The 24,649-nt window shown below is 73.1% G+C and carries 21 protein-coding genes; 10 read left to right on the top strand and 11 right to left on the bottom strand.

Translation table 11 applies throughout. From position 1 onward, the window contains the following. Positions 1-49 precede the first annotated feature (49 nt). Genes ACZ4FH_RS06510 through ACZ4FH_RS06495 form a run of 4 tightly spaced genes read left to right on the top strand, consistent with a single transcriptional unit; the run spans position 50 to position 3,678 of the window. Complete coding sequence (locus tag ACZ4FH_RS06510) at positions 50-1,165, top strand: aliphatic sulfonate ABC transporter substrate-binding protein (protein ID WP_467302753.1); 1,116 nt, start codon at positions 50-52, stop codon at positions 1,163-1,165. 34 nt (positions 1,166-1,199) lie between these two features. Beyond that, on the top strand, positions 1,200-1,988 hold the full coding sequence (locus tag ACZ4FH_RS06505; protein WP_383641796.1) for an ABC transporter ATP-binding protein: 789 nt from the start codon (positions 1,200-1,202) through the stop codon (positions 1,986-1,988). After that, positions 1,975-2,898 carry an ABC transporter permease gene (locus ACZ4FH_RS06500; RefSeq protein ID WP_467302752.1) on the top strand — a complete coding sequence of 308 codons (924 nt, stop codon included), beginning with the start codon at positions 1,975-1,977 and terminating at the stop codon, positions 2,896-2,898. The genes ACZ4FH_RS06505 and ACZ4FH_RS06500 overlap by 14 nt, the downstream gene beginning before the upstream one ends. 9 nt (positions 2,899-2,907) lie before the next feature. Next, the gene (locus ACZ4FH_RS06495) at positions 2,908-3,678 is read left to right on the top strand and encodes a sirohydrochlorin chelatase (RefSeq protein WP_467302750.1); all 771 of its coding nucleotides are present in this window, start codon (positions 2,908-2,910) and stop codon (positions 3,676-3,678) included. Between the two features lie 25 nt (positions 3,679-3,703). Here ACZ4FH_RS06495 and ACZ4FH_RS06490 read toward each other — a convergent pair whose 3' ends face one another. Together ACZ4FH_RS06490 and ACZ4FH_RS06485 are read right to left on the bottom strand one after the other, a co-directional pair. Continuing rightward, on the bottom strand, positions 3,704-4,336 hold the full coding sequence (locus ACZ4FH_RS06490; protein ID WP_467302749.1) for a mycothiol-dependent nitroreductase Rv2466c family protein: 633 nt from the start codon (positions 4,334-4,336) through the stop codon (positions 3,704-3,706). Positions 4,337-4,402: 66 nt separating this feature from the next. Then, positions 4,403-4,990: a TIGR03086 family metal-binding protein gene (locus ACZ4FH_RS06485; protein WP_467302747.1), complete on the bottom strand. Its 588-nt coding sequence runs from the start codon at positions 4,988-4,990 to the stop codon at positions 4,403-4,405. A 95-nt stretch (positions 4,991-5,085) separates the two neighbouring features. On the opposite strand from ACZ4FH_RS06485, the gene ACZ4FH_RS06480 reads away from it, so the two are divergent. Together ACZ4FH_RS06480 and ACZ4FH_RS06475 are read left to right on the top strand one after the other, a co-directional pair. Beyond that, on the top strand, positions 5,086-5,976 hold the full coding sequence (locus tag ACZ4FH_RS06480; protein ID WP_467302746.1) for an aldo/keto reductase: 891 nt from the start codon (positions 5,086-5,088) through the stop codon (positions 5,974-5,976). A gap of 46 nt (positions 5,977-6,022) precedes the next feature. After that, on the top strand, positions 6,023-6,859 hold the full coding sequence (locus ACZ4FH_RS06475; RefSeq protein ID WP_467302745.1) for an ABC transporter ATP-binding protein: 837 nt from the start codon (positions 6,023-6,025) through the stop codon (positions 6,857-6,859). Between the two features lie 9 nt (positions 6,860-6,868). On the opposite strand, the gene ACZ4FH_RS06470 is transcribed toward ACZ4FH_RS06475, so the two are convergent. Then, a complete protein-coding gene (locus tag ACZ4FH_RS06470; protein ID WP_467302744.1) occupies positions 6,869-7,255 on the bottom strand; it encodes a nuclear transport factor 2 family protein in 387 nt (128 codons plus the stop codon). A gap of 126 nt (positions 7,256-7,381) precedes the next feature. Further along, the gene (locus ACZ4FH_RS06465) at positions 7,382-8,584 is read right to left on the bottom strand and encodes a S8 family peptidase (RefSeq protein WP_467302743.1); all 1,203 of its coding nucleotides are present in this window, start codon (positions 8,582-8,584) and stop codon (positions 7,382-7,384) included. A 359-nt stretch (positions 8,585-8,943) separates the two neighbouring features. Between ACZ4FH_RS06465 and ACZ4FH_RS06460 the strand changes: the two genes are divergently transcribed. Beyond that, positions 8,944-11,253: an MMPL family transporter gene (locus tag ACZ4FH_RS06460; RefSeq protein WP_467302741.1), complete on the top strand. Its 2,310-nt coding sequence runs from the start codon at positions 8,944-8,946 to the stop codon at positions 11,251-11,253. 59 nt (positions 11,254-11,312) lie between these two features. On the opposite strand, the gene ACZ4FH_RS06455 is transcribed toward ACZ4FH_RS06460, so the two are convergent. From ACZ4FH_RS06455 to ACZ4FH_RS06445, 3 genes are read right to left on the bottom strand one after another with little or no spacing between them, the layout of a single operon-like run. Further along, positions 11,313-12,605 (bottom strand): ABC transporter substrate-binding protein, encoded by a 1,293-nt coding sequence (locus ACZ4FH_RS06455; protein ID WP_467302740.1) that lies wholly within the window; start codon positions 12,603-12,605, stop codon positions 11,313-11,315. Further along, the gene (locus tag ACZ4FH_RS06450) at positions 12,605-13,444 is read right to left on the bottom strand and encodes a carbohydrate ABC transporter permease (protein ID WP_467302738.1); all 840 of its coding nucleotides are present in this window, start codon (positions 13,442-13,444) and stop codon (positions 12,605-12,607) included. The genes ACZ4FH_RS06455 and ACZ4FH_RS06450 overlap by 1 nt, the downstream gene beginning before the upstream one ends. Then, a complete protein-coding gene (locus ACZ4FH_RS06445) occupies positions 13,441-14,394 on the bottom strand; it encodes a carbohydrate ABC transporter permease (protein ID WP_467302737.1) in 954 nt (317 codons plus the stop codon). Before ACZ4FH_RS06445 ends, ACZ4FH_RS06450 begins: the two co-directional genes overlap by 4 nt. Positions 14,395-14,520: 126 nt before the next feature. Between ACZ4FH_RS06445 and ACZ4FH_RS06440 the strand changes: the two genes are divergently transcribed. Further along, positions 14,521-15,387: a phosphotransferase enzyme family protein gene (locus ACZ4FH_RS06440; RefSeq protein ID WP_467302736.1), complete on the top strand. Its 867-nt coding sequence runs from the start codon at positions 14,521-14,523 to the stop codon at positions 15,385-15,387. Positions 15,388-15,421: 34 nt separating this feature from the next. Here ACZ4FH_RS06440 and ACZ4FH_RS06435 read toward each other — a convergent pair whose 3' ends face one another. Both ACZ4FH_RS06435 and ACZ4FH_RS06430 read right to left on the bottom strand, forming a co-directional pair. Then, on the bottom strand, positions 15,422-16,192 hold the full coding sequence (locus tag ACZ4FH_RS06435) for an exonuclease domain-containing protein (protein ID WP_467302734.1): 771 nt from the start codon (positions 16,190-16,192) through the stop codon (positions 15,422-15,424). Between the two features lie 75 nt (positions 16,193-16,267). Next, on the bottom strand, positions 16,268-17,500 hold the full coding sequence (locus tag ACZ4FH_RS06430) for an SAV2148 family HEPN domain-containing protein (protein WP_383641837.1): 1,233 nt from the start codon (positions 17,498-17,500) through the stop codon (positions 16,268-16,270). A 378-nt stretch (positions 17,501-17,878) separates the two neighbouring features. On the opposite strand from ACZ4FH_RS06430, the gene glgX reads away from it, so the two are divergent. Together glgX and treY are read left to right on the top strand one after the other, a co-directional pair. Further along, on the top strand, positions 17,879-20,053 hold the full coding sequence (gene glgX, locus ACZ4FH_RS06425) for a glycogen debranching protein GlgX (RefSeq protein ID WP_467302732.1): 2,175 nt from the start codon (positions 17,879-17,881) through the stop codon (positions 20,051-20,053). A 109-nt stretch (positions 20,054-20,162) separates the two neighbouring features. Next, positions 20,163-22,550, top strand: coding sequence for a malto-oligosyltrehalose synthase (gene treY, locus ACZ4FH_RS06420; RefSeq protein WP_467302731.1), 2,388 nt, complete (start codon positions 20,163-20,165; stop codon positions 22,548-22,550). A 22-nt stretch (positions 22,551-22,572) separates the two neighbouring features. Here the strand turns inward: treY and ACZ4FH_RS06415 are convergent, their stop codons facing one another. Both ACZ4FH_RS06415 and ACZ4FH_RS06410 read right to left on the bottom strand, forming a co-directional pair. Beyond that, a complete protein-coding gene (locus tag ACZ4FH_RS06415) occupies positions 22,573-23,592 on the bottom strand; it encodes a cytochrome P450 (RefSeq protein ID WP_467302729.1) in 1,020 nt (339 codons plus the stop codon). Between the two features lie 112 nt (positions 23,593-23,704). Further along, a complete protein-coding gene (locus ACZ4FH_RS06410; protein ID WP_467302727.1) occupies positions 23,705-24,616 on the bottom strand; it encodes a LysR family transcriptional regulator in 912 nt (303 codons plus the stop codon). Between the last annotated feature and the right edge of the window lie 33 nt (positions 24,617-24,649).

Genomic DNA, 24,649 nt, shown 5'->3' with positions numbered 1-24,649 from the left:
CCGGACTTCCGAGGGAGCTGAGCCAGGGCCTCCGAGAGGAAGACCATCCGTGTCTGCCCCCCGTACCACGCTGCGCCGCTCCGTGGCCGCCGTCGCCGCCCTGCCCCTGCTCGCCGCGGCGCTCACCGCCTGCGGCTACGGCTCCGAGGCGAAGGACGACGACGCCAAGAAGGCGAAGGTCGCCGCCGAGGGAGAGAAGCTCTCCGCCGACACCGTACGGATCGGCTACTTCCCGAACCTGACGCACGCCACGGCTCTCGTGGGTGACCAGGAGGGCCTGTTCCAGAAGGAGCTGGGGGGCACCCAGCTCAAGACCGCGACATTCAACGCCGGTCCCTCCGAGATCGAGGCGCTCAACGCCGGTTCGATCGACATCGGCTTCATCGGCCCCTCGCCGTCGATCAACGGCTACACCAAGTCCAAGGGCAAGAACCTGCGCATCATCGGCGGTTCGGCCTCCGGCGGGGTGAAGCTCGTGGTGAACCCCGAGAAGATCAAGACCCTGGACGACCTCAAGGGCAAGAAGATCGCCACCCCGCAGCTCGGCAACACCCAGGACGTGGCCTTCCTCAACTGGATCTCCGAGAAGGGCTGGAAGGTCGACGCCCAGAGCGGCAAGGGCGACGTCTCCGTGGTCCGCACGGACAACAAGGTGACCCCGGACGCCTACAAGTCGGGCTCCATCGACGGCGCCTGGGTCCCGGAGCCGACCGCCTCCAAGCTCGTCGCCGAGGGCGCGAAGGAGCTGCTGAACGAGTCGACGCTCTGGCCCGACGACAAGTTCGTGATCACGAACATCATCGTGTCGCAGAAGTTCCTCACGGACCACCCGGACGTGGTCGAGGCGGTGCTGCGCGGCTCGGTGCGGACGAACGCGTGGATCAACGCCAACCAGGACAAGGCGAAGGCCTCGGCCAACGCCGCGCTCAAGTCGCTCACCGGCAAGGAGCTGCCGGCCGAGATCCTCGACCCGGCGTGGAAGTCGATCCAGATCACCGACGACCCGCTGGCCGCCACGCTCGACGCGCAGGCGCAGCACGCCGTCAAGGCCGGTCTCCTGGAGCAGCCCGACCTCCAGGGCATCTACGACCTGAAGCCGCTGAACAAGGTCCTCAAGGCCGCGGGCAAGCCCGAGGTCGCCGACGCCGGTCTCGGCGTCAAGTAACCCAGCCGCTCGACGACCCCAGGAGGTGACGACCATGGCGACCACCCTCACCAAGGCCGAGGAACGCGTCTCGGTCGGGCACGCCGCTCGTATCGACCATGTCTCGAAGTCCTTCTCCGGACCCACGGGACAGCAGCTGGTCCTGGACGACATCACGCTCGATGTCGCCCCGGGTGAGTTCGTCACCCTCCTGGGAGCCTCCGGGTGCGGGAAGTCGACGCTGCTCAACCTGGTGGCCGGACTCGACCGCCCGACCGGGGGGACCATCGAGACCCCCGGCGGGCGGCCGGCCCTGATGTTCCAGGAGCACGCCCTGTTCCCGTGGCTGACCGCGGGCAAGAACATCGAACTGGCGCTGCGGCTGCGCGGCGTCCCCAAGGCGGAGCGCCGCCAGGAGTCGGAACGGCTGCTGGAGCTGGTGCGGCTGGGCGGGGCCCACGGCAAGCGGGTGCACGAGCTGTCGGGCGGGATGCGGCAGCGGGTGGCGATGGCCCGCGCGCTGGCCCAGGACAGCCAACTGCTGCTGATGGACGAGCCGTTCGCCGCGCTCGACGCGATCACCCGGGACGTGCTGCACGACGAGCTGACCCGGATCTGGCGCGAGACGAACGTGTCCGTCCTGTTCGTCACACACAATGTGCGCGAGGCCGTGCGGCTCGCCCAGCGCGTGGTGCTGCTCTCCTCCCGGCCGGGCCGGGTGGCCCGGGAGTGGACGGTCGACATCGAGCACCCGCGCCGTATCGAGGACACCGCCGTGGCGGAACTGTCCGTCGAGATCACCGAACAACTGCGTGGGGAGATCCGCCGTCATGGCCAGCACTGATGTCACGTCGGACGCACCGGGGTCCGGCGGGAGCGGTCCGGGCGCCGTGAAGCCGGACGATCTGGCCGGTCTGGAGGCCGGTCTCGACGCCCTGGACGCCGTGCAGGTCCACCGCACCCCGGTGCGCGAGGTGCTGCTGCGCAAGGTGCTGCCGCCGGTGGTCGCGGTGGCCCTGGTGCTGGTGGTCTGGCAGCTGCTGGTCTGGGCGAAGGTGACCGACGACTACAAGCTGCCGTCCCCGTCCGCGGTCGGGGAGAGCATCGGCGACATGTGGCGCCAGGGCACCCTGCTGGAGGTCGTGTGGACCAGCGTCTCGCGCGGTCTGCTCGGTTTCCTGCTGTCGGTGGCGATCGGTACGCCGCTGGGGCTGCTGGTGGCGCGGGTGAGGCTGGTGCGGGCGGCGATCGGCCCGATCCTCTCCGGTCTCCAGTCCCTGCCGTCGGTGGCCTGGGTGGCTCCGGCCGTGATCTGGCTCGGTCTCAACGACCGGATGATGTTCGCGGTGATCCTGCTGGGCGCGGTGCCCTCGATCGCCAACGGGCTGGTCTCCGGGGTCGACCAGGTGCCTCCGCTCTTCCTGCGGGCGGGCCGGACGCTGGGCGCGACCGGGCTGCGCGGGACCTGGTTCATCGTCATGCCGGCCGCGCTGCCGGGCTATCTGGCCGGTCTGAAGCAGGGCTGGGCGTTCTCCTGGCGTTCACTGATGGCCGCCGAGATCATCGCCTCCTCGCCCGATCTCGGGCTGGGGCTCGGCCAGTTGCTGGAGAACGGGCGCAACAACGCGGACATGCCGGGGATCTTCCTCGCCATCATCCTGATCCTGTTCGTCGGCATCGCCATCGATCTGCTCATCTTCAGCCCGCTGGAGCGGTGGGTGCTGCGCAGCCGCGGTCTCCTGGTCAGGAACTGAGTGCCCGTCATGACCACTCCGGTCCTTCTCGTCGTCGCCCACGGCAGCCGTGATCCCCGGCACGCCGCGACCGTGCACGCGCTGACCGCGCGGGTCCGGGCGCTGCGGCCGGGGCTGCGGGTGGAGACCGGGTTCCTGGACTTCAACGCGCCGTCGGTGCCGCGGGTCCTGGAGCGGCTGGCCGGCGAAGGGTCGGACGAGGTGGTGGCGCTGCCGCTGCTGCTGACCCGGGCGTTCCACGCCAAGTCCGACATCCCCGCGGTGCTGCGGGAGGCCCGTGCCGGGCTTCCCCGTCTGCGGGTGCGGCAGGCCGAGGTGCTGGGGCCCTCGCCGCTGCTGAACGCCGCGCTGGAGCGGCGGTTGCGGGAGGCCGGGATCCGTCCCGGCGACCGCGGCTCGACGGGGCTGGTCCTGGCCTCGGCGGGCTCCACAGACCCGGAGGCGGGCGCAGTGATCGCTGAAATCGCGCGGGAGCTGCGGCACACCGGTTGGTGTTCCGTGCGGCCTGCGTTCGCCTCCGCTGTACGCGCCGGGGGCTTCCCCCGGACCGAGGACGCGGTACGGGCCCTGCGGGCCGAGGGGGTCCGCCGGGTGGCGGTCGCCCCGTACGTCATCGCGCCCGGCCGCCTCCCGGACCGCATCGCGGCGGGGGCGGCCGAGGCCGGCGCCGAGGTGCTGTCCGGGGTGCTGGGTCCGGCGCCGGAGCTGGCGCGGCTGCTGCTGGACCGGTACGACGAGGCGTGTGCCGAACAGAGGCGTCCGGCCCGGCTCAGCGCCTGATCCGGGCCGGCCCCTTCCGTCCGGCTCAGCCCAGGTCGAGGCCGCCGGTGCGGGTGCGCTTCAGCTCGAAGAAGTCGGGGTGGGCGGCGAGCACCCGGAAGCTGTCGAAGAGCCGGGCCGCCTCCTCGCCGCGCGGGACGGCGCGCAGCACCGGCCCGAACCAGACGGTTCCGTCGACGTGCAGGGTAGGGGTGCCCACATAGCCGTCGGCGGCCGGGTCCTTTCCGGCGTCGTGCCGGGCGCGGACCGCCTCGTCGTACTCCTCGGAGCGGGCGGCGTCGGCCAGTTCGGCGGGCAGGCCCAGTTCGTCGAGGGACTGGGCGATCACCTCGTCGAAGTCCTCGTTCTTCTCCCGGTGGATCCGGGTCCCGTAGGCGGTGTAGAGGTCCCGCAGGATCTCCTCGCCGCGCAGGGCCGCGGCGGCCGCGGCGACGCGGACGGGGCCGATCGACTTGTCGACGAGGGTGCGGTACCAGTCGGGGAGTTCGTTGCCGGTGTTGTGCAGGTAGAGGCTCATCACATGGAAGCGGAGGTCGACCGGGCGGTGCCGTTCGACCTCCAGCATCCAGCGTGAGGTGATCCAGGCGAACGGGCAGGCCGGGTCGAAGTAGAGGTCGACGACGGTCCTGCCCGTCTCCGGGGCGCGCTGTGTGGTCATGGGACGAGCCTAGGCAGCCGGTGGCTCGGTCTCACGGGCCATTCGGAGACCTTCCGGCTGGGCCATTCACCCGGCGGGGCGCCATTCGGGGTCGCGGCCGGAGGCGGCCAGGGCGCGGGTGAGGACGGTGGCACCGGGGTCCACCGCGATCTCTCGGCCGAAGCCGTCGTAACTCCGGTACAGCGCGGCGTTCCCCTCGACGGTCGCCAGCAGGTACGCGGCGGCCCCGTCGGAGAGCCGGAGCTCCTGGCCGGTGGCGCGGGCGACGTCCCAGGTGTGCAGGACGGTCTCCTCGATGAGCATCGCGGCGTACTCGGCGGCCGGGGAGGCCAGGTCGCCGGTGCCGATGGTGCCCTCCCAGACGGCGGGGTCCGACCAGGCGGCGACCGCCCGGTCGAGCTGGGCGGCGTACCGCTCGGCCCAGTCGGCGTCCGCGGTGAAGTCGCGGTCGACCAGTTCGCCGGGCAGTTCGGTGCGCAGGGCGCGGTGCTCCAGGCCGTGCGAGGTGTAGAGCACCCAGTGGTTCACGAGGGTGCGGACGTCCCAGTCCGCGCAGGGGGTCGCGGTGCCGTCGAGCTGGGCGGGGCGCACGGCGCGGGCCACCCGGGCCGCCTCGGCGGCGCATTCGGTCATATGGGCGTGCTCGGTCTTCATGCGTCCCACGGTAGGAAAGGCCGGGCGGCGCGTATTGAAGAAAGGCGACAGCCCCGGGACCCGGGCCGGATCCGGGCACGGACTACCGTTCCCCCATGAACAGCGCACTTCCCTCACCCGATGACATGTTCCTCCTGGGCGGCGAGCTGCCGGTCCGCCGGCTCGGTTACGGCACCGCCCAGCTGACCGGCCCCGGGTACTGGGGCCCGCGGGGCGAGCGCCGCGACGCGGTCGCGGTGCTGCGGGCGGCGGTCGACGCGGGGGTGACGCTGATCGACACGGCGGACAACTACGGTCCGGACCTGGCCGAGGAACTGGTGGCCGAGGCGCTGCACCCGTACCGCGAGGAGCTGGTGATCGCCACCAAGGGCGGGGTGGTGCGGACCGGGGACAGCGCCTGGCACGTCGCGGGGCGGCCCGAGGAGCTGCGGGCGATGTGCGAGGCCAGCCTGCGGCGGCTGCGGACCGACCGGATCGATCTCTACCAGCTGCACCGGCTGGACCCGCGGGTGCCGATGGACGAGCAGCTGGGGGCGCTGGAGGGATTGCGGCAGGAGGGTAAGATCCGGTACATCGGCCTGGACACCCTCACCGCCGAGCAGCTGGAGCAGGCGCTCTCCCTGACCGGGATCGTCTCGGTGCAGAACCGCTTCAATCTTCTCGACCGCGCCTCGGACGCGGTGCTGAAGGTGTGCGAGGCCCACGGCCTGGCGTTCCTGCCCTGGTTCCCCCTGGCGAACGGCGCACTGACCGGCGACACCGCCGCCGCGCTGGACGCGGTCGCGGACGGCCACGGGGCCACCCGCGGACAGATCGCGCTCGCCTGGCTGCTGCACCGCTCCCCCGTGCTGTGCCCGACCCCGGGCACCGGTTCGGCCGTCCATCTGGCGGAGAACCTGGGGGCGCGCGACATCCGGCTGACCACCGAGGACATGAGCCGCCTGGAGCGTGTCGTTCCGGCCGGGCGCGAGCCCGGCCCGGCCTGAACGGCACGCACCGGGCGCGCACACCGGCATGAAGGAGCCCCCGCACGTGACCACGACCACCGTCCCCGTCCAGTCCTCCCCCGCCGCCCGGACACCGGTGATCCGGGCGGACGGCGTCGCGCTCGTCCGCGACGGCAACGTCCTGCTGGACGGGGTCTCCCTGACCGTGCACGCCGGGGAGCACTGGGCGCTGCTCGGTGCCAACGGTGCGGGCAAGAGCACCCTGCTCGGTCTGCTGGGCGCGCTCACCCATCCCACCCGGGGCACCGTGGAGGTACTGGGGCGCACGCTGGGCCGGGTCGACCTGCGGGAGCTGCGCACGCTGCTGGGGCACGTCAATCCGCGTCATCCGCTGCGCTCCCCGCTGACCGTGAACGAGGTGGTGCTGACCGGTCTGACCAACTCGGTCGAGCCGGTGCCGCGCTGGTCGCCCGCGCCCGGACAGCGGGAGCGGGCCGAGGTGCTGCTGAAGATGCTGGGGATGGGCGGCAAGACGGGCTCGCGCTGGCCGGCGCTCTCGCAGGGCGAGCGGGGCCGGACGCTGATCGCCCGCGCGCTGATGCCGAGCCCCCGGCTGCTGCTGCTGGACGAACCGGCCACCGGTCTCGACCTGGCCGCCCGGGAGCAGTTGCTGGACAGTCTGGACGCGCTGCGCGAGGAGCATCCGGAGCTGGCGACGGTGCTGGTCACCCATCATCTGGAGGAGCTGCCGGCGTCCACCACGCACGCGATGCTGCTGCGCGGCGGCCGGTGCACGGCCTCGGGGGCGGCCGACGAGGTGCTGACGACGGAGCTGGTCAGCGACTGCTTCGGTCATCCGGTGCGGATCTCGCGCACGGACGGCCGGTGGGCGGCGCGGGCGCAGCGGGCGGCCCGTCGCTGAGCTCCCCGCTCAGCTTCCGGGGGCCGGGCCGGCGCCGTCGTACGGGGTGGCCTGGTGGTAGTAGAGCAGCCATCGCGTCCCGGTGCGCCGCCACAGGGAACTGCGGTGGGCGCGCCTGCCCTTGATCTCCGTCTCGTAGGTGAGGTGGACGAGCGTGTCGCCGAGCTGGACGCCGCGCATCCGGGAGGCGGTGAGCTGGCCGGGCCTCGGGGCCTCGTCCGCGATCAGGGCGGCGACGACCATGGCGCGGTCCCAGCGGCGGCCGGTGGTGTCGACCTCGTGGAAGTCGGGGTGCAGGACCTGGAGGAGGAGGTCGGCGGAGGACCGGACCAGCGGGTCGAGGAGGCGCAGTTCGCCCTCGACCGCGGCGGCCAGTGCCGGGGACGGCTCGCTCACGCGGGGCCTCCGGCCGTGTGTTCGGTTCTGATCATGTGCAGACCTTAGGGCAGTCCCCCGCGCACACGCGGCCGCCGCGCCCCGTGGGGGAGGGCGCGGCGGTCACTGGTGGGCGGCGCTGTGGCGCTACTCGACGATCTTCAGCAGCTTGTTGGCGGTGCCGTCGGTGGCGTTGGTGATGGCGTCCGGGGTGGCTCCCTCGGTGAGTGCCGTCGCCACCTCCTCCGGGGTGGCGTCCGGGTGCCCGGACAGGTAGACCGCGGCGGCGCCGACGACGTGCGGGGTCGCCATGGAGGTGCCGGAGATGGTGTTGGACGCGTCGTCACTGGTGTTCCAGGACGAGGTGATGTCCGAGCCCGGGGCGTAGATGTCCACGACGGATCCGTAGTTGGAGAACGAGGACTGCTCGTCGTCCACCGTGGACGAGGCGACGGTGATGGCCTCGGGCACCCGCGAGGGGGAGCCCCCGCCGGCGTCGGAGGATTCGTTGCCGGCGGCGACGGCGAAGGTGACGCCGGAGGCGATGGCCTTCTGGACGGCCGCGTCGAGCGCCTCGTCGGCGCCGCCGCCGAGGCTCATGTTGGCGACGGACGGGCCCTCGTGGTTCTCGGTGACCCAGTCGATGCCGGCGACGACCTGCTCGGTGGTGCCCGAGCCGGAGTCGTCGAGCACCCGGACGGCGACGATCTTGGCGTTCTTGGCGACGCCGTACGTGGCCCCGGCGATGGTGCCGGCCACATGGGTGCCGTGGCCGTGGCCGTCGTCGGCGCTGTCGTCGTCGTCCACGGCGTCGTAGCCGGAGCTGGCCCGGCCCTCGAACTCCTCGTGGGTGGTGCGGACCCCGGTGTCGATGACGTACGCGGTGACGCCCTCGCCCGCGCTGTCGGGGTAGGTGTACGCGTTGTCCCCGGCGGTCTCCGTCTGGTCGATGCGGTCCAGGCCCCAGGACGGCGGGTTGTCCTGGGTGGCGTCGACGTGGAACTTCTTGTTCTGGACGACCTTGGAGACGGCCGGGTCGGCGGCGAGGCGGCTCGCCTCGGTCTCCGAGAGCCCGCTGGCGGAGAAGCCGTTGATGGCGGAGTTGTAGTCGCGCTTGAGCTTTCCGCCGTACTTGGCGGCGAGTTCGGATTTGTCGGCCTTGTGGTCCAGCATCACGATGTAGCTGCCGGCGACGGCGGTGGCCGCGTCGGCGCCGTACACCTTGCCGGTGGCGGGCGCGGGTGCGGCCCCGGCGAACGGGGTGCCCAGCAGGGTGACTCCGGCGGCCGCGGCCACCGCGGTGACGGCGGCGGTCAGCTTGAACCGGCGTGCGCGCTTGTGAAGTGCCATGAAGAGGGGTCTCCTCGTCATTCTTTGTGGGGGGATTGGCCCTCGGCCGGAAGATCTCCGGGGGCTGGCTCGAAACCCTGACCGATTGACGCGCACAGTTCAAGGCCTTCCTACGGCTCCGACGCAGTCGTGAATCTTTCGTCACAGGACGCCCGCACCCGTTTCGCGATACCCCGATCACCTTTACGTGTAAGGGGCTTTGACCCTCCGTCTCGGGGGCAAGCCCCGTCCCCGGGGCGGAGAGGAGCCCCGCCCGGTTCGGCAACGAGCATGACGAGACGGCCTCATGCCGCTCCTACCTTCGGATACGGAGGCGACGGCGCGGGGCCGGAGCCGGTCACCGAGGGGGCGGACCCGTCATGGGGAGAGTGGATGCGGCGCACACGGGGGCGCCACGGGTGCGGGGCGTCGCCGCCCGCGCCGGAGGCTGGAGCGCGCGGCACCGCTGGGCGGCCGTGGGCCTGTGGGTGCTGTTCGTCGTCCTGGCGACGGTCCTGGGCTCGGCGGCGGGCCGGGTCGACGTCAGGGAGAGCGACCAGCTCTCCGGCGAGGTGGGCCGGGCCGTCCAGCTCGTCGAGGACGCGGGGCTGAAGGATCCCGCCGGGGAGATGGTCCTCGTCCAGGCGGAGGGCAAGGGCACCGCCCGGACCGTCGAGACCCCCGAGTTCCGCGCGGCGGTCGACGACGTCGTCCGGGCCGTCCAAGCCACCGGCGAGGTCACGGCCGTGACGTCCCCCTACACCACCGGGACCGTCTCGAAGGACGGGCGCAGCGCGCTGGTGCAGTTCGAGATGCGGGGCGACCCCGAGACCGCGAGCGAGCGCGTCGGACCCGTGCTGGACGCGGTGGCGCGGGCCGACGCCGCGCACGAGGGGCTGCGGATCGAGGAGATCGGCAGCGCCAGCATGGGCAAGACCTTCGACGACGCCTTCGGCAGCGACTTCCGGCGGGCCGAGTTCTCCGCCGTGCCGGTCGCGCTCGGGATCCTGCTGATCGCCTTCGGCGCACTGGTCGCCGCGCTGCTGCCGGTGGCGCTCGCCCTCACCGCGATCGTCGCCACGATGGGGCTGATGGGCCTGGTGAGCCACCTCCAGCCGATGAGCGAGACCGCCGACTCCGTGATGCTGCTGGTCGGTCTGGCCGTCGGCGTCGACTACTGCCTGTTCTATCTGCGCCGGGAGCGCGAGGAGCGGGCCAAGGGGCGCGATCCGCGGACCGCGCTGCTGATCGCCGCGGCGACCAGCGGACGGGCCGTCGTGGTCTCCGGTGTGACGGTCTGTGTGGCGATGGCCGGGATGCTCTTCACCGGTCTCGCCGAGTTCCAGGCGATGGGCCTGGCCTCGCTGATGGTCGTCGCGGTCGCCATGGTCGGCTCCGTCACCGTGCTGCCCGCGCTCCTCTCGCTGCTCGGCGAGCGGGTCGAGAAGGGCAGGGTGCCGTTCCTCGACCGCCTCAAGCGCTCCCGCGCGGGCGGCGCGAACGGCGAGAGCCGGGTGTGGAGGTCCGTGCTCGGTGCGGTGCTGCGCCGTCCGTGGACCGCGCTCGTCGTGGCCGCCGGGGCGCTCGCCGCGATCGCCCTGCCGGCGCTCGGCATGCACACCCAGAACCTCACGCCGGACCAGGAGTTCGGTGATTCGCTGCCGATCGTGCGGACCTACGACCGGCTCAACGAGGCGTTCCCGGGCGGCGCCGAACCGGCCCGGGTCGTGGTCAGGGCCGACGACATCGGGTCCGCCCCGGTCCGCCGGGCGCTCGCCGAGTTCCGCCGGCAGGCCGTCTCCTCGGGCGCCTCGCAGGGCCCGGTCGACATGGTGACGCACGACGCGGAGAACATCGCGGTCATCGACGTACCGCTGGTCGGCGGCTCCGACCAGGACGCGGCGGTCAAGAGCCTGGACCTGCTGCGCGACACGGTCCGCCCGGCGACGCTCGGCCGGGTCGAGGGGGTCGAGGCGCCGATCACCGGCCAGGTGGCGGGGTCGAAGGACTTCAACGACCGGATCGTCGGGGCGGTCGTCCCGGTCTTCGCCTTCGTGGTCGTCTTCGCCTTCCTGCTGATGCTGCTCTGCTTCCGCTCGCTGACGGTCGCGATCACCTCCATCGTGCTCAACCTGCTGTCGGTGGGCGCGGCCTACGGCATCCTCACCGCGGTCTTCCAGCACGGCTGGGGCGCCTCGCTGGTGGGCGCGGAGGGGGTCGGGGCGATCATCTCCTGGCTGCCGCTGTTCCTCTTCGTGATCCTGTTCGGGCTGTCGATGGACTACCACGTGTTCGTGGTCTCCCGGATCCGTGAGGCCCGTCTCCAGGGCCGCACCACACGGGACGCCGTCGCCCACGGGGTGGTGACCACGGCCGGGGTGGTGACCAGCGCCGCCGTCATCATGGTGGCCGTCTTCGCGATCTTCGGCACGCTGTCGATGCAGTCCATGAAGCAGATGGGCGTGGGCCTGGCGGCGGCGGTGCTGATCGACGCCACGATCATCCGGGGCGTGCTGCTGCCGGCCGTGATGGCCCTGCTCGGGGAGCGCAACTGGTACTTCCCCGCCTGGCTCCGGTGGCTGCCGGACCTGACCCACGACGAGTCCTTCGACGGCCTCCCGGACACGGCCGGCGCGGACCGGCCGCGGGTCCGGGGCGGGGACGACCTGCCGGAGCGGGTCGGCGTCTGACCCGGTGCCGTACGGATCCGCCCTCCCCCGGGCTCCGAGGGGGAGGGCGGATCCGTACGTCAGCGCTGGTAGCGGGCCAGGACCCGGTTGCCGTCGCCGACCAGACGGCCGGTCAGCTCCCCGGCGTCGATCGCTCCGCTGTAGTACTCCTGGTACGCGGGCGTGGCGACCTTGTCCTTCCACTCGGGGTAGCCGCGCACGGACTGGGCCGGGGCCGGGCGCAGCCCGGCGGCGAGGGCGGCGCCGGTGGCCCAGCCCAGCTCCGGGGTGTGCAGGGCGGGGTCGGCCAGCGCGGCCGTGCCGGTGGGCAGCATCCAGTCCCCCTTGGCCAGGCGCACCATGTTCTCCGGCCGCAGCAGGAAGTCGATGAACTCCACGGCCTCCTTCTTGTGCGGGCTGTCCTCGGCGACGGACAGGGTCTGCGGGCTCACCCCCTGGGCGGTGCCCCCGCGGCCGGCCGGGGCGGGCAGCACGGTCCACTCGAAGCCCTTCGGGGCCTGTTCCACCACCTGCTGGCGGTAGGAGAAGCCGAGCGGCACCATCGCGTACTTGCCGCCGAAGAGGCCGGGGAGGGTGTCGCCGCCGCCCATGCCGAGCGCGGTGCGGGCGGCGCTGCGGTCGGTGTCGACCTGGGCCCTGATGGTGTCGGGGACCACCCGGTCGCCCGCCTCCACGGCCACGGTGACCTTGCCGTCGGCGCCCCGGTGGAACAGCTCCCCTCCCGCCGACAGGCCGAGGTTGAGCGTGACGGAGACGGGTTCCTTGAGCGGCCAGGCGATCCCGTAGCGGCCCTTCCCGGTCAGTTCCCGGGTGACCCGGCGGAACTCGGGCCAGGTCCAGGGCTTCGCCGGGGTCGGGATCCGGACCCCGGACTCCCGGAGGATCCGGCTGTTGGCGATCAGGACGCGCGGTTCCTGGAGGAAGGGCACGCCGTACACGCCGTCGTCGAAGGTGGCGGTCTCCCAGCTCTGTTCGGGGATGTCGGCCTTCAGCCGGTCCGGCAGCAGGGTGCGCAGATCGGCGAGGTAGCCGCCGTACGCGAAGTCCGCCAGGTCGTCGGAGGCGTCGTGGATGACATCGGGCGCCTCGCCTCCCTCGAAGGAGGTGAGGAGCTGGTCGTGGACGCTGTCCCAGCTGCCCTGGACGTACTGGACCTGGACGTCCGGATGGCTCGCGTTCCACTCCTTCACCAGCCGTCTGTTGATGTCGACGGACTCCTTCTGCCAGGCCAGCGACTGGAACCGGAGCCGGATCGTGCCGTCCCTCCCGCCGTCGCCGCCGCCGGCGCAGCCGGTGAGCAGCAGGGCGAGGGCGGTGGCCGCGGCGGCCGCGGTGCGGGCGAGGGCGCGCATCAGCTCTTCACCGCCCCGGCCAGCATGCCGCCGGTGATCCGGCGCTGGATGACGGCGAAGAGGAGGAGCGAGGGAAGGGTGGCGAGGAACGCGGCGGCGGCCAGCGGCCCGAGGTCGCTGGCGCCCTCGGCGCCCAGGAAGTGGGTCAGGACGACCGGCAGGGTCTGTTTCTCGGGGGTCTTGAGCAGGACGAGGGCGAAGAAGAACTCGTTCCACGCGGTGACGAAGGCGAAGAGCGCGGTGGCGACGATGCCGGGGGCGAGCAGCGGGGCGGTGACCGAGACGAGGATGCGCAGCCGGCCCGCCCCGTCGACCGCGGCCGCCTCCTCCAGTTCGGCCGGTACGGCCCGTACGTAGCCGACGAGCATCCAGAGCGCGAAGGGCAGCGCCCACACCACGTAGACCAGGGTCAGCCCCCAGAGCGTGTTGATCAGGCGCAGTTCCTTGAGGATCAGGAAGAGCGGGATGATCAGCAGGACGAAGGGGAAGGCCTGGCTGACGACGACCCAGCCGGTCGCGGCGGCGGAGAGCCGGGTGCGGGCGCGGGCGATGACGTACGCCATCGGGGTCGCGACGACGACCGCGATCACGCCCGCGCCGAGCGCCACGAGCAGCGAGTTGGCGGCGGCCCGCAGCAGCGGCTGTTCGTCGAAGGCCTGCCGGAAGTTGTCGAGCGTGGGGTGCTCGGGGATCCAGGTGGGGTGGAGGGAGCCCAGTTCGGGCGCGGGTTTGAAGGCGGTGGAGATCAGCCAGAGGAACGGGAAGGCCAGGAAGACCAGGTAGCAGAGGAGTGCCAGGTACTGTCCGGCGCGTGCGGGCCGGCTGGTGCGCATGCTCATCGGTCCTCGCCTCCCCTGAGCCGTCCGGCGAGGTACACGGCGAGGATCACGGAGATCACCGCGACCATCACGCAGCCCATCGCGGCGGCGTAGCCGAACTGTCCGTAGCGGAACGCCTCTTCGTACGCGAAGAGCATCGGCAGCCGGGTCCGGCCGCCGGGGCCGCCGTTGGTCAGCACGTAGACCAGGGCGAAGGCGTTGAAGTTCCAGATGAAGTTGAGCGCGGTGATGGAGAGGGCGACGGGCCGCAGCGCGGGCCAGGTCACCGTCCTGAACCGCCGCCAGGCGCCCGCGCCGTCCAGGGCCGCGGCCTCGTGGAGTTCGTGCGGGGTGTTCTGGAGTCCGGCCAGCAGCGCGACCGTGGTCTGCGGCATTCCGGCCCAGACGCCGACGAGGATCACCGCCGGCAGTGCGGTGGCGAGCCCGGTCAGCCAGTCCCGGCCGTCGCCCAGCCCGAGATCGCGGATCGTCTCGTTGAGGATGCCGGCGTCCGGGTTGTAGACCAGGCGCCACATGATGCCGACGACGACCTCGGGCATCGCCCAGGGCACGATCGCCAGGGCGCGGGCCAGCCAGCGGAGCCGCAGGTTCTCGTTGAGGAGCAGGGCCAGGCCGAGGGCCAGCACGAACTGCGGGACGGTGACGCCCACGGCCCAGACCAGGCCGATCCGGAACGACTCCCAGAACAGTCCGTCGTGGAGCAGGTCCCGGAAGTTCAGGGTGCCGATCCACTGGGTGGAGCGGGTGCGCCCGGACTGGGCGTCGGTGAACGCCAGCGCGATGCCGTACAGGATCGGTACGACGCTCAGCAGCAGGATCGGGATCAGGGCGGGCAGCACCAGGAACCAGGCGCCCGCGGCGCTCCGGGCGGGCGGTCCGCCCCGGGGGCCCGGCCGGGTGCCCGGCGGGGCACTCCGCCCGGACGAAACGGTTGCACCAGCCAATGTCATGAAGACGACCCCCTTGCGTGATTCGACCGGCTTGATACCGTTCTGGCCGCTCAGGTGGCCACCGTCATGGTCCTGACGGGTCGTCGGTTCGTCAAGGCGGCCTGCACGGATGCGAAAATCGGACCCATGAACGAGATGCGAGCGCGCGAGGTGCTGGGCGCCGCCGGTCTGTCCGGCGACGCGGAGCTGATCGCGCTGGGTGAGAACGCGGTCTTCGCCGTCGGGGACCTGGTCGTCAAGGTCGGCCGGGACGCCGGGGCGAGCCCGGAGCTGTGGGACCGGGCCGAGCGCGAGGTCGCCGTGGCCCGCTGGCTGGCCGGCTCCGGTGTGCCGGCCGTGCGGGCCGCCGAGCCCGGGGCGCGGCTGGTCGACGGCCATCCCGTGACCGTGTGGCACCGGCTGCCCGAGGCCGTGCGCCCCGCCGAGCCGAAGGACCTGGGGCCGCTGCTCGCCGCCGTGCACGCACTGCCCGCCCCGGAGGGGCTGACGCTGCCCCCGCGCGAGTTGCTGGGCGGCGTGGAGCGCTGGCTGCGGCTGGCGGGCGGGGCGATCGACCCGGCGGACGCGGCCTATCTGCGCGAGCGGCGCGACGGTTTCGCCGCTGCCGCCGCCGGGCTGGTCCCCCGGCTGACCCCGGGCCCGATCCACGGCGACGCGCTCACGCGCAATGTCCACGTCGGCCCGGACGGCCCGGTCCTGGTGGACCTGGAGACCTTCTCCTCGGACCTGCGCGAGCACGACCTGGTCGTCCTCGCCCTCTCCCGCGACCGCTACGGCCTGCCGGCCGAGGCCTATGACGCGTTCACCGCGGCCTACGGCTGGGACGTGCGCGAGTGGGACGGCTGCGCGGTGCTGCGCGGGGCGCGGGAGACGGCCAGCTGTGCCTGGGTCGCCCAGCACGCCCCGACGAACCCGAAGGCGCTCGCCGAGTTCCGCCGCAGGGTGGCGTCACTGCGCGACGGCGACCCCGAGGTGCGCTGGTACCCGTTCTGACGGCTCCGCACCGAACGAAAAGCCCTGGTATGCCCTATCTTTCCGACCTGGAACCGGACCCGGTCCCGGAGCCGGTCGGCACCTCCTCGGACACCGGCTCCCGCACCGGCCAGCGGCCGTCGATCACGGCGTCCGCCGTGCCCTTGCGGCGCAGGAACTGCTGGAAGTCGGCGGCCCACTCCGCGTACCAGACGATCTGGCGCTCGTGCAGCTCGGCCGCCGACAGGGCGGCGACGGAGCCGTGCCGGTGGGCTATGGCGTACGCCACGCGCACGGCGGCCAGCGCGTCGGCGCCCGCGTCGTGCGCTCCCCCGTGGACCACGCCGTACTCGACGCAGACCGCTTCCAGATTGCGCTTGCCCTTGCGGTAGCGGTCGACGGCGCGGTCGATCGTGTACGGGTCGACGACCGGTCCGATGCTCTCGCCGCCCAGCCGCTCGGTGAGCGAGGGCAGTCCGTGGCGGTGCAGTTCGGCGGTGAGCAGCGTCAGGTCGAACGCCGCGTTGTACGCCACGACCGGCACCCCGCGGCGCCAGTGGTCCGTCAGGGCCTCGGCCACCTCGTCGGCCACCTCGCGCGCCGGCCGGCCCTCGGCGGCCGCCCGCTCACTGCTGATGCCGTGGATCGCGGACGCCTGCGCCGGGATCCTGATCCCCGGGTCGGCCAGCCAGGTGCGCCGCTCGGACGGCTCGCCCCCCGCGCCGTCGACCCGGACGACCGCGGCCGTCACGATCCGTGCCTCCAGCGGCTCCGTCCCCGTCGTCTCCAGGTCGAAGCCGACCAGCGCCTGCCGGTGCCAGCTCATCCCGTACCTCCTTCGTGGTGCTCCCCCAGATGACGAACACCTTCGCACGGCCCACTGACAACGCCCGGGGCGGTCTCAGGAGACCGGACGGGAGTCCGTCCACACGGACTCGAACTCCTCGCGGTACGTCTCGAACAGTCCGTGCTCGGTGTCCTGCCCGGCCCGCACCACCGCCCGCCCGCCGCCCCGCAGCACCAGCACCGGGGCCTCCATGCCCCGGGCCCGGCGCAGATAGGTCTGGACGACCCCCACCGCGTTGGCCCCGTCGCCGTCCACCAGATAGGCCGTGAAGCGCGGGGTCTCGTCGAAGACGTGGATCTCGAAGGCGCCCGGATCGCGGAGCTTGGAGCGGACCCGGCGCATATGGAGGATGTTCATCTCCACCGAGCGGCTCAGCTCGCCCTTCTTCAGCCCCAGCTCCCGTTCGCGCCGCTTGACCGCGCTGCTGGCCGGATTGATGAACAGCAGCCGGACCCGGCACCCCGACTCGGCGAGCCGGATCAGCCGGCGCCCGGAGAAGTTCTGCACGAGCAGGTTGAGCCCTATGCCGATGGCGTCCAGCCGGCGCGCCCCGCCGAACAGGTCCTCGGCGGGCAGCTGGCGCTGGAGCCGCACCCGGTCGGGGTGGACGGAGACCACGTCCGCGTACCGGTCGCCGACCAGCTCCTCCACCGCGTCGACCGGGAGCCGGTCGGCGGAGGGCACCCCGGCGCCGCTGCCCAGGATCTCCAGCAGCCGGGCGGAGGCCCGCTCGGCCTGGGCGAGCACCGCCTCGTTGAGCGCGCGGTTGCGGGAGACCACGTTGCGGGCGACCTCCAGCTCGTCCAGCGCCAGCTCCACATCGCGGCGGTCGTCGAAGTAGGGCTCGAAGCAGGGCCAGTGCTGGACCATCAGCTCGCGCAGCTGCGGCAGGGTGAGGAAGCTCAGGACGTTGTCGTCGGCCGGGTCCAGCAGATAGCCCTTGCGCCGGGAGACCTCGCGCACGGCGACGGCGCGCTGCACCCACTCCTGTCCGGCGGGGCCGGCGGCGGCCACCACCCAGTCCTCGCCGTGGACCGGTTCGTAGATGGGCCGCAGCACCGCGGCGACGACCGCGCGCAGCCGCTGCTCCACGAGGTTCAGCCAGATGTAGGCGCGGCCGGCCCGCTGCGCACGGGTGCGCACCTCGCTCCAGGCGTCCGCGCCCCAGTCCAGTTCCGCACCGATCTCCAGCGGCTGCGCCACCGAGACCGCCCCGGGTGGGACATCGGCCAGATCCCCCTCGTGACCCGTGTCACCCGGGGGCAGCTCGAACCCTCCCGAGCTCACCCGCGCACCGCCTTCCACTCCCCCACCAACGATCAAGGAAGGGTACTCCGGGAGCGGGAGCCGGTGCAGCCGGATGCGCAGGCTCCTTTCCCAACTCCCCCGTGGATCAAGCCTGTTCTCATGGGCGGGTTCGGGCGGAGTGAGCGGATTCATAGGGATTAAACACCCCATCGCGGGCCTGGTTCCGGTCTTCGGCCCGTATCGGGCCGGCGGATTCCGGTTCCGGGCGACACGGAGGGGAGCGAAGTTGACCGGACCGGGCGACGCCGTCCCCCGTTCGCCGGGCGGTCCTAGGTACGGGGCCCTCTTTCGGGGAAGATCTGCCCCAGGAGCCCGCAATCCCCAGGCAACCGCATCAGAAGGGGAAGAGTCGAATCCATGCAGGTCTGGCCGGGACAGGCGTACCCGCTCGGTGCCACGTACGACGGCGCCGGCACCAACTTCGCGGTCTTCTCGGAGGCCGCCCACCGAATCGAGCTGTGCCTGCTGCACGACGACGGTTCCGAGACCGCGGTGGAGCTGCGGGAGACCGACGCGTTCGTCCGCCACGCCTATCTGCCCGGGGTGATGCCCGGTCAGCGCTACGGGTTCCGGGTGCACGGCCCGTACGAACCGCAGCGCGGCGCGCGCTGCAACTCCGCCAAGCTGCTGCTCGACCCGTACGCGCGCGCGGTCGCCGGGCGGATCAGCTGGGGCGAGGCGGTCTACGGCTACCCCTTCGGCCGGCCCGACGCCCGCAACGACCTGGACTCGGCCCCGCACACGATGACCTCGGTCGTGGTCAATCCGTACTTCGACTGGGGCGACGACCGCCGGCCCCGGACGGACTACCACCGCACGGTGATCTACGAGGCCCATGTGAAGGGCCTGACGATGCTCCATCCGGGGCTGCCGAAGGAACTGCGCGGTACTTACGCGGGGCTGGCGCATCCGGAGGTCATCGCGCATCTGACCGAGCTGGGGGTGACGGCGATCGAGCTGATGCCGGTGCACCAGTTCGTCCAGGACCACCGGCTGGCGGACGCCGGGCTCGCCAACTACTGGGGCTACAACACCATCGGCTTCTTCGCCCCGCACAACGCGTACGCCTCCTGGGGCGACCGGGGCGAACAGGTGCTGGAGTTCAAGCAGGCGGTGCGGGCCCTGCACCAGGCGGGGATCGAGGTGATCCTCGACGTGGTCTACAACCACACGGCCGAGGGCAACCACCTGGGTCCGACGCTCTCCTTCCGGGGTCTGGACAACGCCTCGTACTACCGGCTCGCCGACGACCCGCGCTACTACACGGACACCACGGGGACCGGGAACTCCCTGCTGATGCGCTCCCCGCACGTGCTCCAGCTGATCATGGACTCGTTGCGCTACTGGGTGACCGAGATGCATGTGGACGGGTTCCGCTTCGATCTGGCCGCCACGCTGGCCCGGCAGTTCCACGAGGTGGACCGGCTGTCCTCGTTCTTCGACCTGGTGCAGCAGGATCCGGTGGTCAGCCAGGTGAAGCTGATCGCCGAACCGTGGGACGTGGGCGAGGGCGGCTACCAGGTGGGGAACTTCCCGCCGCTGTGGACCGAGTGGAACGGCAAGTACCGCGACACGGTGCGCGATCTGTGGCGCGGCGAGCCGCGCACCCTCGCCGAGTTCGCCGGCCGGCTGACCGGCTCCTCGGACCTGTACCAGGACGACGGGCGGCGGCCGCTCGCCTCGATCAACTTCACCACCTGCCACGACGGTTTCACCCTGCACGATCTGGTCGCGTACAACGACAAGCACAACGAGGCCAACGGGGAGGGGAACCGGGACGGCGAGAGCCACAACCGGTCGTGGAACTGCGGCGCGGAGGGCGAGACGGACCGGCCCGAGGTGCTGGAGCTGCGCGAGCGTCAGATGCGCAACTTCGTGGCCACGCTGATGCTGTCCCAGGGCGTGCCGATGCTCAGTCACGGCGACGAGTTCGGCCGCACCCAGCGGGGCAACAACAACGCCTACTGCCAGGACAGCGAGCTGTCCTGGGTGCACTGGCCGGAACCGTCCGCACCGGCGGGCTCCGACGGCGACGGTGACGGGGAGGACGGCGACGGCACCGGGGCCGTGCCCGGCAGCAGTCTGCTGGACTTCACCCGGGCCATGGTGTGGCTCCGCCGCGACCACCCGGTCTTCCGGCGCCGGCGCTTCTTCCACGGGCGGCCGGTGGAGGGCACGCACGACGAGCTCTCGGACATCGCCTGGTTCACCCCCGAGGGCGAGGAGATGACGCAGCGGGACTGGCAGGCCGCGCACGCCAAGGCGCTGACCGTCTTCCTGAACGGGCACGCCATCTCGGAGCCCGGTCCGCGCGGCGAGCGCATCTTTGACGACTCCTTCCTGCTGATGTTCAACGCGAGCGCGGAGACCCTGGAATTCGCCGTGCCGGTCAACCACGGCCGGCAGTGGCTCGCGGTCGTCGACACGGCCCGCCCGGCAGGGGTCCTCACCGGCTCCGGCCCGAAGGTGGCGGCGGGCGATCGGGTGACGCTGGTGGGCCGCAGCATGGTGGTGCTCCAGCGTCCCGCGTAGGGGCGGGGCGCGCGAGGCCACCGGTCGGGTCTTGCGCGCGGGGCCGCCGGTCGGGGCCTTGTGCGCGCCGCCGTGACACAGGCGGCCCGGATCTGGGTACGAACGCCCCATGACGCCTTCCGCCACCTACCGGCTCCAGCTCCAGCCGGAGTTCCCGTTCCCGGCCGCCGAGGCCGCCGTCCCGTACCTCGCCTCGCTCGGCGTCTCGCATCTGCATCTGTCCCCGGTCCTGGAGGCCGTTCCCGGCTCCCGGCACGGCTACGACGTCGTCGACCACGGCCGGGTCCGCGCCGAGCTGGGCGGCGAGGAGGGGCTGCGGCGGCTCGCCCGCACCGCGCGGGAGCACGGTCTCGGCCTCGTCCTGGACATCGTGCCGAACCACATGGCCGCCGACCCCCGGCACAACCACGCCCTGCGGGAGGTGCTGCGCGAGGGCCCCGGCTCCCCGTACGCCCGCTGGTTCGACATCGACTGGGCGGCGGGCGGCGGGCGCGTCCTGCTCCCCGTGCTCGCCGGGCGGCTCGCCGAGGAGCGGGAGCGGATGCGGGTGGACGGTGAGGTGCTGCGCTACGGGGAGCAGGAGTTCCCGCTCCGGGCCGGTACCGCGCACCTCGCCCTGCCCGAACTGCTGGACGCCCAGCACTACCGGCTCGGCTGGTGGCGGCTGGCCCGTACCGAGCTGAACTACCGGCGGTTCTTCACCGTCTCCGAGCTGATCGGGGTGCGCGTCGAGGACCCCGAGGTGTTCGAGGCGACCCACGCGAAGATCCTGGAGCTGGTCCGGGACGGGGTCGTGGAGGGGCTGAGGATCGACCACCCGGACGGGCTCGCCGACCCGGCCGGCTATCTGGAACGGCTCTCCGAGGCGGGCGGCGGGGTGTGGACGGTGGTGGAGAAGATCCTCACCGGGGCCGAACCGCTCCCCGCGAACTGGGCGGTCGCGGGGACGACGGGCTACGACGCGCTGCACCGGATCGACGGTCTGTTCACCGACTCCGAGGGCGCGGCCGCACTGCTGGGCGGCTACCGGAACCACGCGTCCCCGGCCGGGGACCGGGGCGGCTACTGGACGGGGACGGTGCGCCGGGCCGCGTACCGGGTGGTCACGCACGAGCTGGCCGCCGAGACCGGGCTGCTGGCCCGGCTGGCCGCGCGGATCTGCGACACCGACCCCGCCCTGCGCGACCACGCCCCCTGGGCCCTGCACACCGCGGTGCGCGAACTGCTGGTCCGGGTGCCGGTCTACCGGCCGTACGCGACGGCGGGCGGGCCGTGCACCCTGACGGCCGAGGCGGCGCTCGACGCGACGGCGGTGAGCGACGCCAAGGCGGCCTTCGCGGTCCGGGAGGAGGCCGCGGCCGTGGACGTCGTGCGGGAGCTGGCGCTGGGCCGGCTCGGCGGCGGCGAGGACCGCGCGGCGTTCTGCGCCCGCTTCGCCCAGACGGCGTCGGCGCTGCGGGCCAAGGCGGTCGAGGACACGGCGTACTACCGGTACGTGCCGCTGGTCGCGGCCAACGAGGTGGGCGGTGATCCGGGGCGGCCGGCGGTGGAGCCGGAGGAGTTCCACGCCTTCTGCGCCCGGCTGGCCCGCGACTGGCCCGCCACCGGCACGGTGCTGACCACCCACGACACCAAGCGCAGCGCGGACGTCCGGGCGGGTGTCGCGGTGCTCGCGCAGTGCCCCGGGGCGTGGTCGGAGCTGGTGGCCGAGCTGACCCGGACCGCGCCCGCCGCCCCCGATCCGCAACTGGCCTGGCAGGCCTGGCAGACCGCGCTCGGCTGCGTGGGAATGCCGGCCGGGGAGCGGGCGGCGCGGCTGGAGCCCGCCCTGCTGAAGGCGGTGCGCGAGTCGGGGCTCTTCACCAGCTGGACCGAGCCCGATCCGGTCTACGAGCGGGTGGTGACCGACTTCGTGGGCGCCGGTCCGGCCGCCGTCACCGGTCCGGCGAGGGCCCTCCTGGAGCGGTTCGCGGCCACGCTCGCCCCCCATGTGCGCTCCCAGGTCCTGGGCGCGGCGCTGGTGCATCTGACGATGCCCGGGGTGCCGGACCTCTACCAGGGCACCGAACGGGAGTACCTGGCCCTCGTCGACCCGGACAACCGGCGCCCGTTCGCCCCGCCCGGAGACGGCGCGCCCGTCGACGACAAGGCCGCCCTGACGACGACGGTGCTGCGGCTGCGCCGGGAGCGGCCCGAGGTGTTCGGCGAGTCCGGAACGTACGCCCCGCTGACCGCGTCCGGTCCGGCGGCCGGGCACTGTCTGGCGTTCTGCCGCTCGGGCGAGGTGGTCACGGCCGTGACCCGGCTGTCGCTGCGGCTGGCGGAGTCCGGCGGCTGGCGGGAGACCGCGCTGAGGCTGCCGGACGACGGGGTGTGGAGCGAACTGCTGACCCCGGGCCGGAAGTTCTCCGGCGGCGCGGTGGACGCCGGGGAACTGTTCGCAGAGCGCCCGGTGGCGCTGCTGGTCCGGGGTGTCCGGGCGGACGGGGAGGACTGACGGGCCTCTCCGGCCGTACCTCTCAGGGCCGTACGAGCAGGGAGCGCGGCCCCCGGGTGAGGAGGCCGGTCGCGGCGGGGCGGAAGCCCTCCGCCCAGCGCAGGCCCGGCATCGCGTCGAGGAGGGCGCGCAGCCCCTCCTCCGCCTCCAGGCGGCCGAGGGCCACGGCGGGGCAGCCGGCCGGGCCGGGCAGGCCGCGGTCCTGGTCGCGGCGGAAGGGGTCGAAGACGTCCGGGGCGGCGAAGCGTTCCGGGTCGCGCCCGGCGGAGCCCGGGAGGCAGGCGACGGGGGCGCCGGCCGGGAGGGTGCCGCCGCTGAGGGTGACCTCGGTGAGGGTGCGGCGCAGGACGACCTGGACGGGCGGATCGCGGCGCAGCGACTCCGTCCAGGCCCGGCCGGCGAGCGCGGGTTCGACGCGCAGGGCGGCCAGCAGGTCGGGGTCGTCGAGCAGATTGGCGAGGAGCGAGGCGAGCGCGGTCTCGCGCAGTCCGGTGTGCCGGGTGCAGGGTCCCGCGTCGGCCGGCGTGCCGGGCAGCCGGACCGTGGCGAAGCCGCCCGAGCCGGCGGGCAGCCAGCGGCAGAACTCCTCGACCAGATCGGCCCGGTCGCGTCCGGCGATGCGGCGGGCGAGGACATGGGCGGTCCGCTCGACGCGTTCGGCGACGGCCCGGGGCACGGTGCCGGTCTCCACGGCGTAGCGGTCGCGGGGCAGGCAGCGGTAGCTCCCGTGGCAGAGGCCGACCGGTGCCGGTCCGCCGCGCGGCGCCCCGTCGTGCGGGAAGCCCGCGAAGCGGGGGTCGGTGAGCGCGGCGGCCACGTCGTCGTACCGGCTGACCAGCCAGGCGCCCAGCGGGGCGTCGTAGCTCAGCGGGTGCTTTTCGCGCAGCACCCGGTAGAGGCGGTACGGGTCGTGCGCGGCGCCCGGTGCGAGGAGGCTGGGCCCGGCGCCGGTGCGGCGGCGGAGCGCGGCCGGCCGCCGGGCGGAGCGGTGTTCGGGCGAAGGCGTCGGGGCCGGTATCTCTCCGGGCGCGTCGGCCTGCATGGCGTACCCCCGGGGTGTCGGGCGCGCCGGTGGGCGGCGCGGTCCCCCTCAGGGGATCACCCGGCCGGTCCCGTCGCAGTCGGCGTACGGCCGTCCGGGTGACGGGCCGGGGTCACGAAGGGGCGCGGCCGGGGGTGCGGGGGTCCGGCGGGCGGGTGGAGCGCAGGAGTTCGGTGAAGGCGGCGGCCGCGCCGGTCAGCTCGACGCGGGAGAACACCGCGAGCGGCCGCGACCAGGGCGGGTCGACGGCGAGGACCGCGCAGTCCTCGCCGACGGCGCCGCGCACCATGTGGGCGGGGGCCGTCGCGACACCGACACCGGCCGCCGCCATGCGGACGGCGGTCGAGGTGTGCTCGGTGCGCACGGCGGTGCGGGGTTCGAATCCGGCGCGGGCGCAGGCCAGGTCGAGGAAGGGGCGGCCCTGCACGACCGGTTCCATGGCGCAGCGCACCCAGGGCCGGCCGGCCAGTTCGGCGAGGCGGACCGAGGTCCGGCCGGCGAGCGGGTCGTCGAAGGGGACGACCAGCACGATGTCCTCGGCCCCGACCGGGACGACCGGTCCGGGCCATCCGGCGGGCGGCGGGCCGACGGCGAGGTCGGCGGTGCCGCGCTCGACGTGCTCCTCCAGCGCGTCGGTCGCGGCGTACTCGTGCAGGACCAGGGCGGCACCGGGGTGGGCCGCGCGCCAGCGTGCGAAGACGTCGGGGAGGATGCCGACGGCGATGGCGTGGACGGTGGCGATGTGCAGTTCGCCGCCCTCGGCCCCGGCCGCGGCGCGGGCCGCCCGCCCGGCCTGGGCGGCGCTGCGCACGGCGCGTTCCGCGTGCGGGAGGAAGGCGCGGCCCATCGGGGTCGGCCGCACGCCCCGGGGCAGCCGTTCCAGCAGGGCGCCGCCCACCTCCCGTTCCAGCGCCTTGATCTGGTGGGAGAGGGCGGGCTGGGTGACGTGGAGGAGTGCGGCGGCCCGGGTGAAGGAGGCCTCCTCGACGACCGCGACGAAGTACTCCATCTGACGCAGGCTCACCGTCCGCTCCCCCGCTCCCCGTCATGAACGATG

The sequence above is a fragment of the Streptomyces sp. NPDC024555 genome, from assembly GCF_055559335.1.
This window is presented reverse-complemented; position numbering and strand designations above follow the sequence as displayed.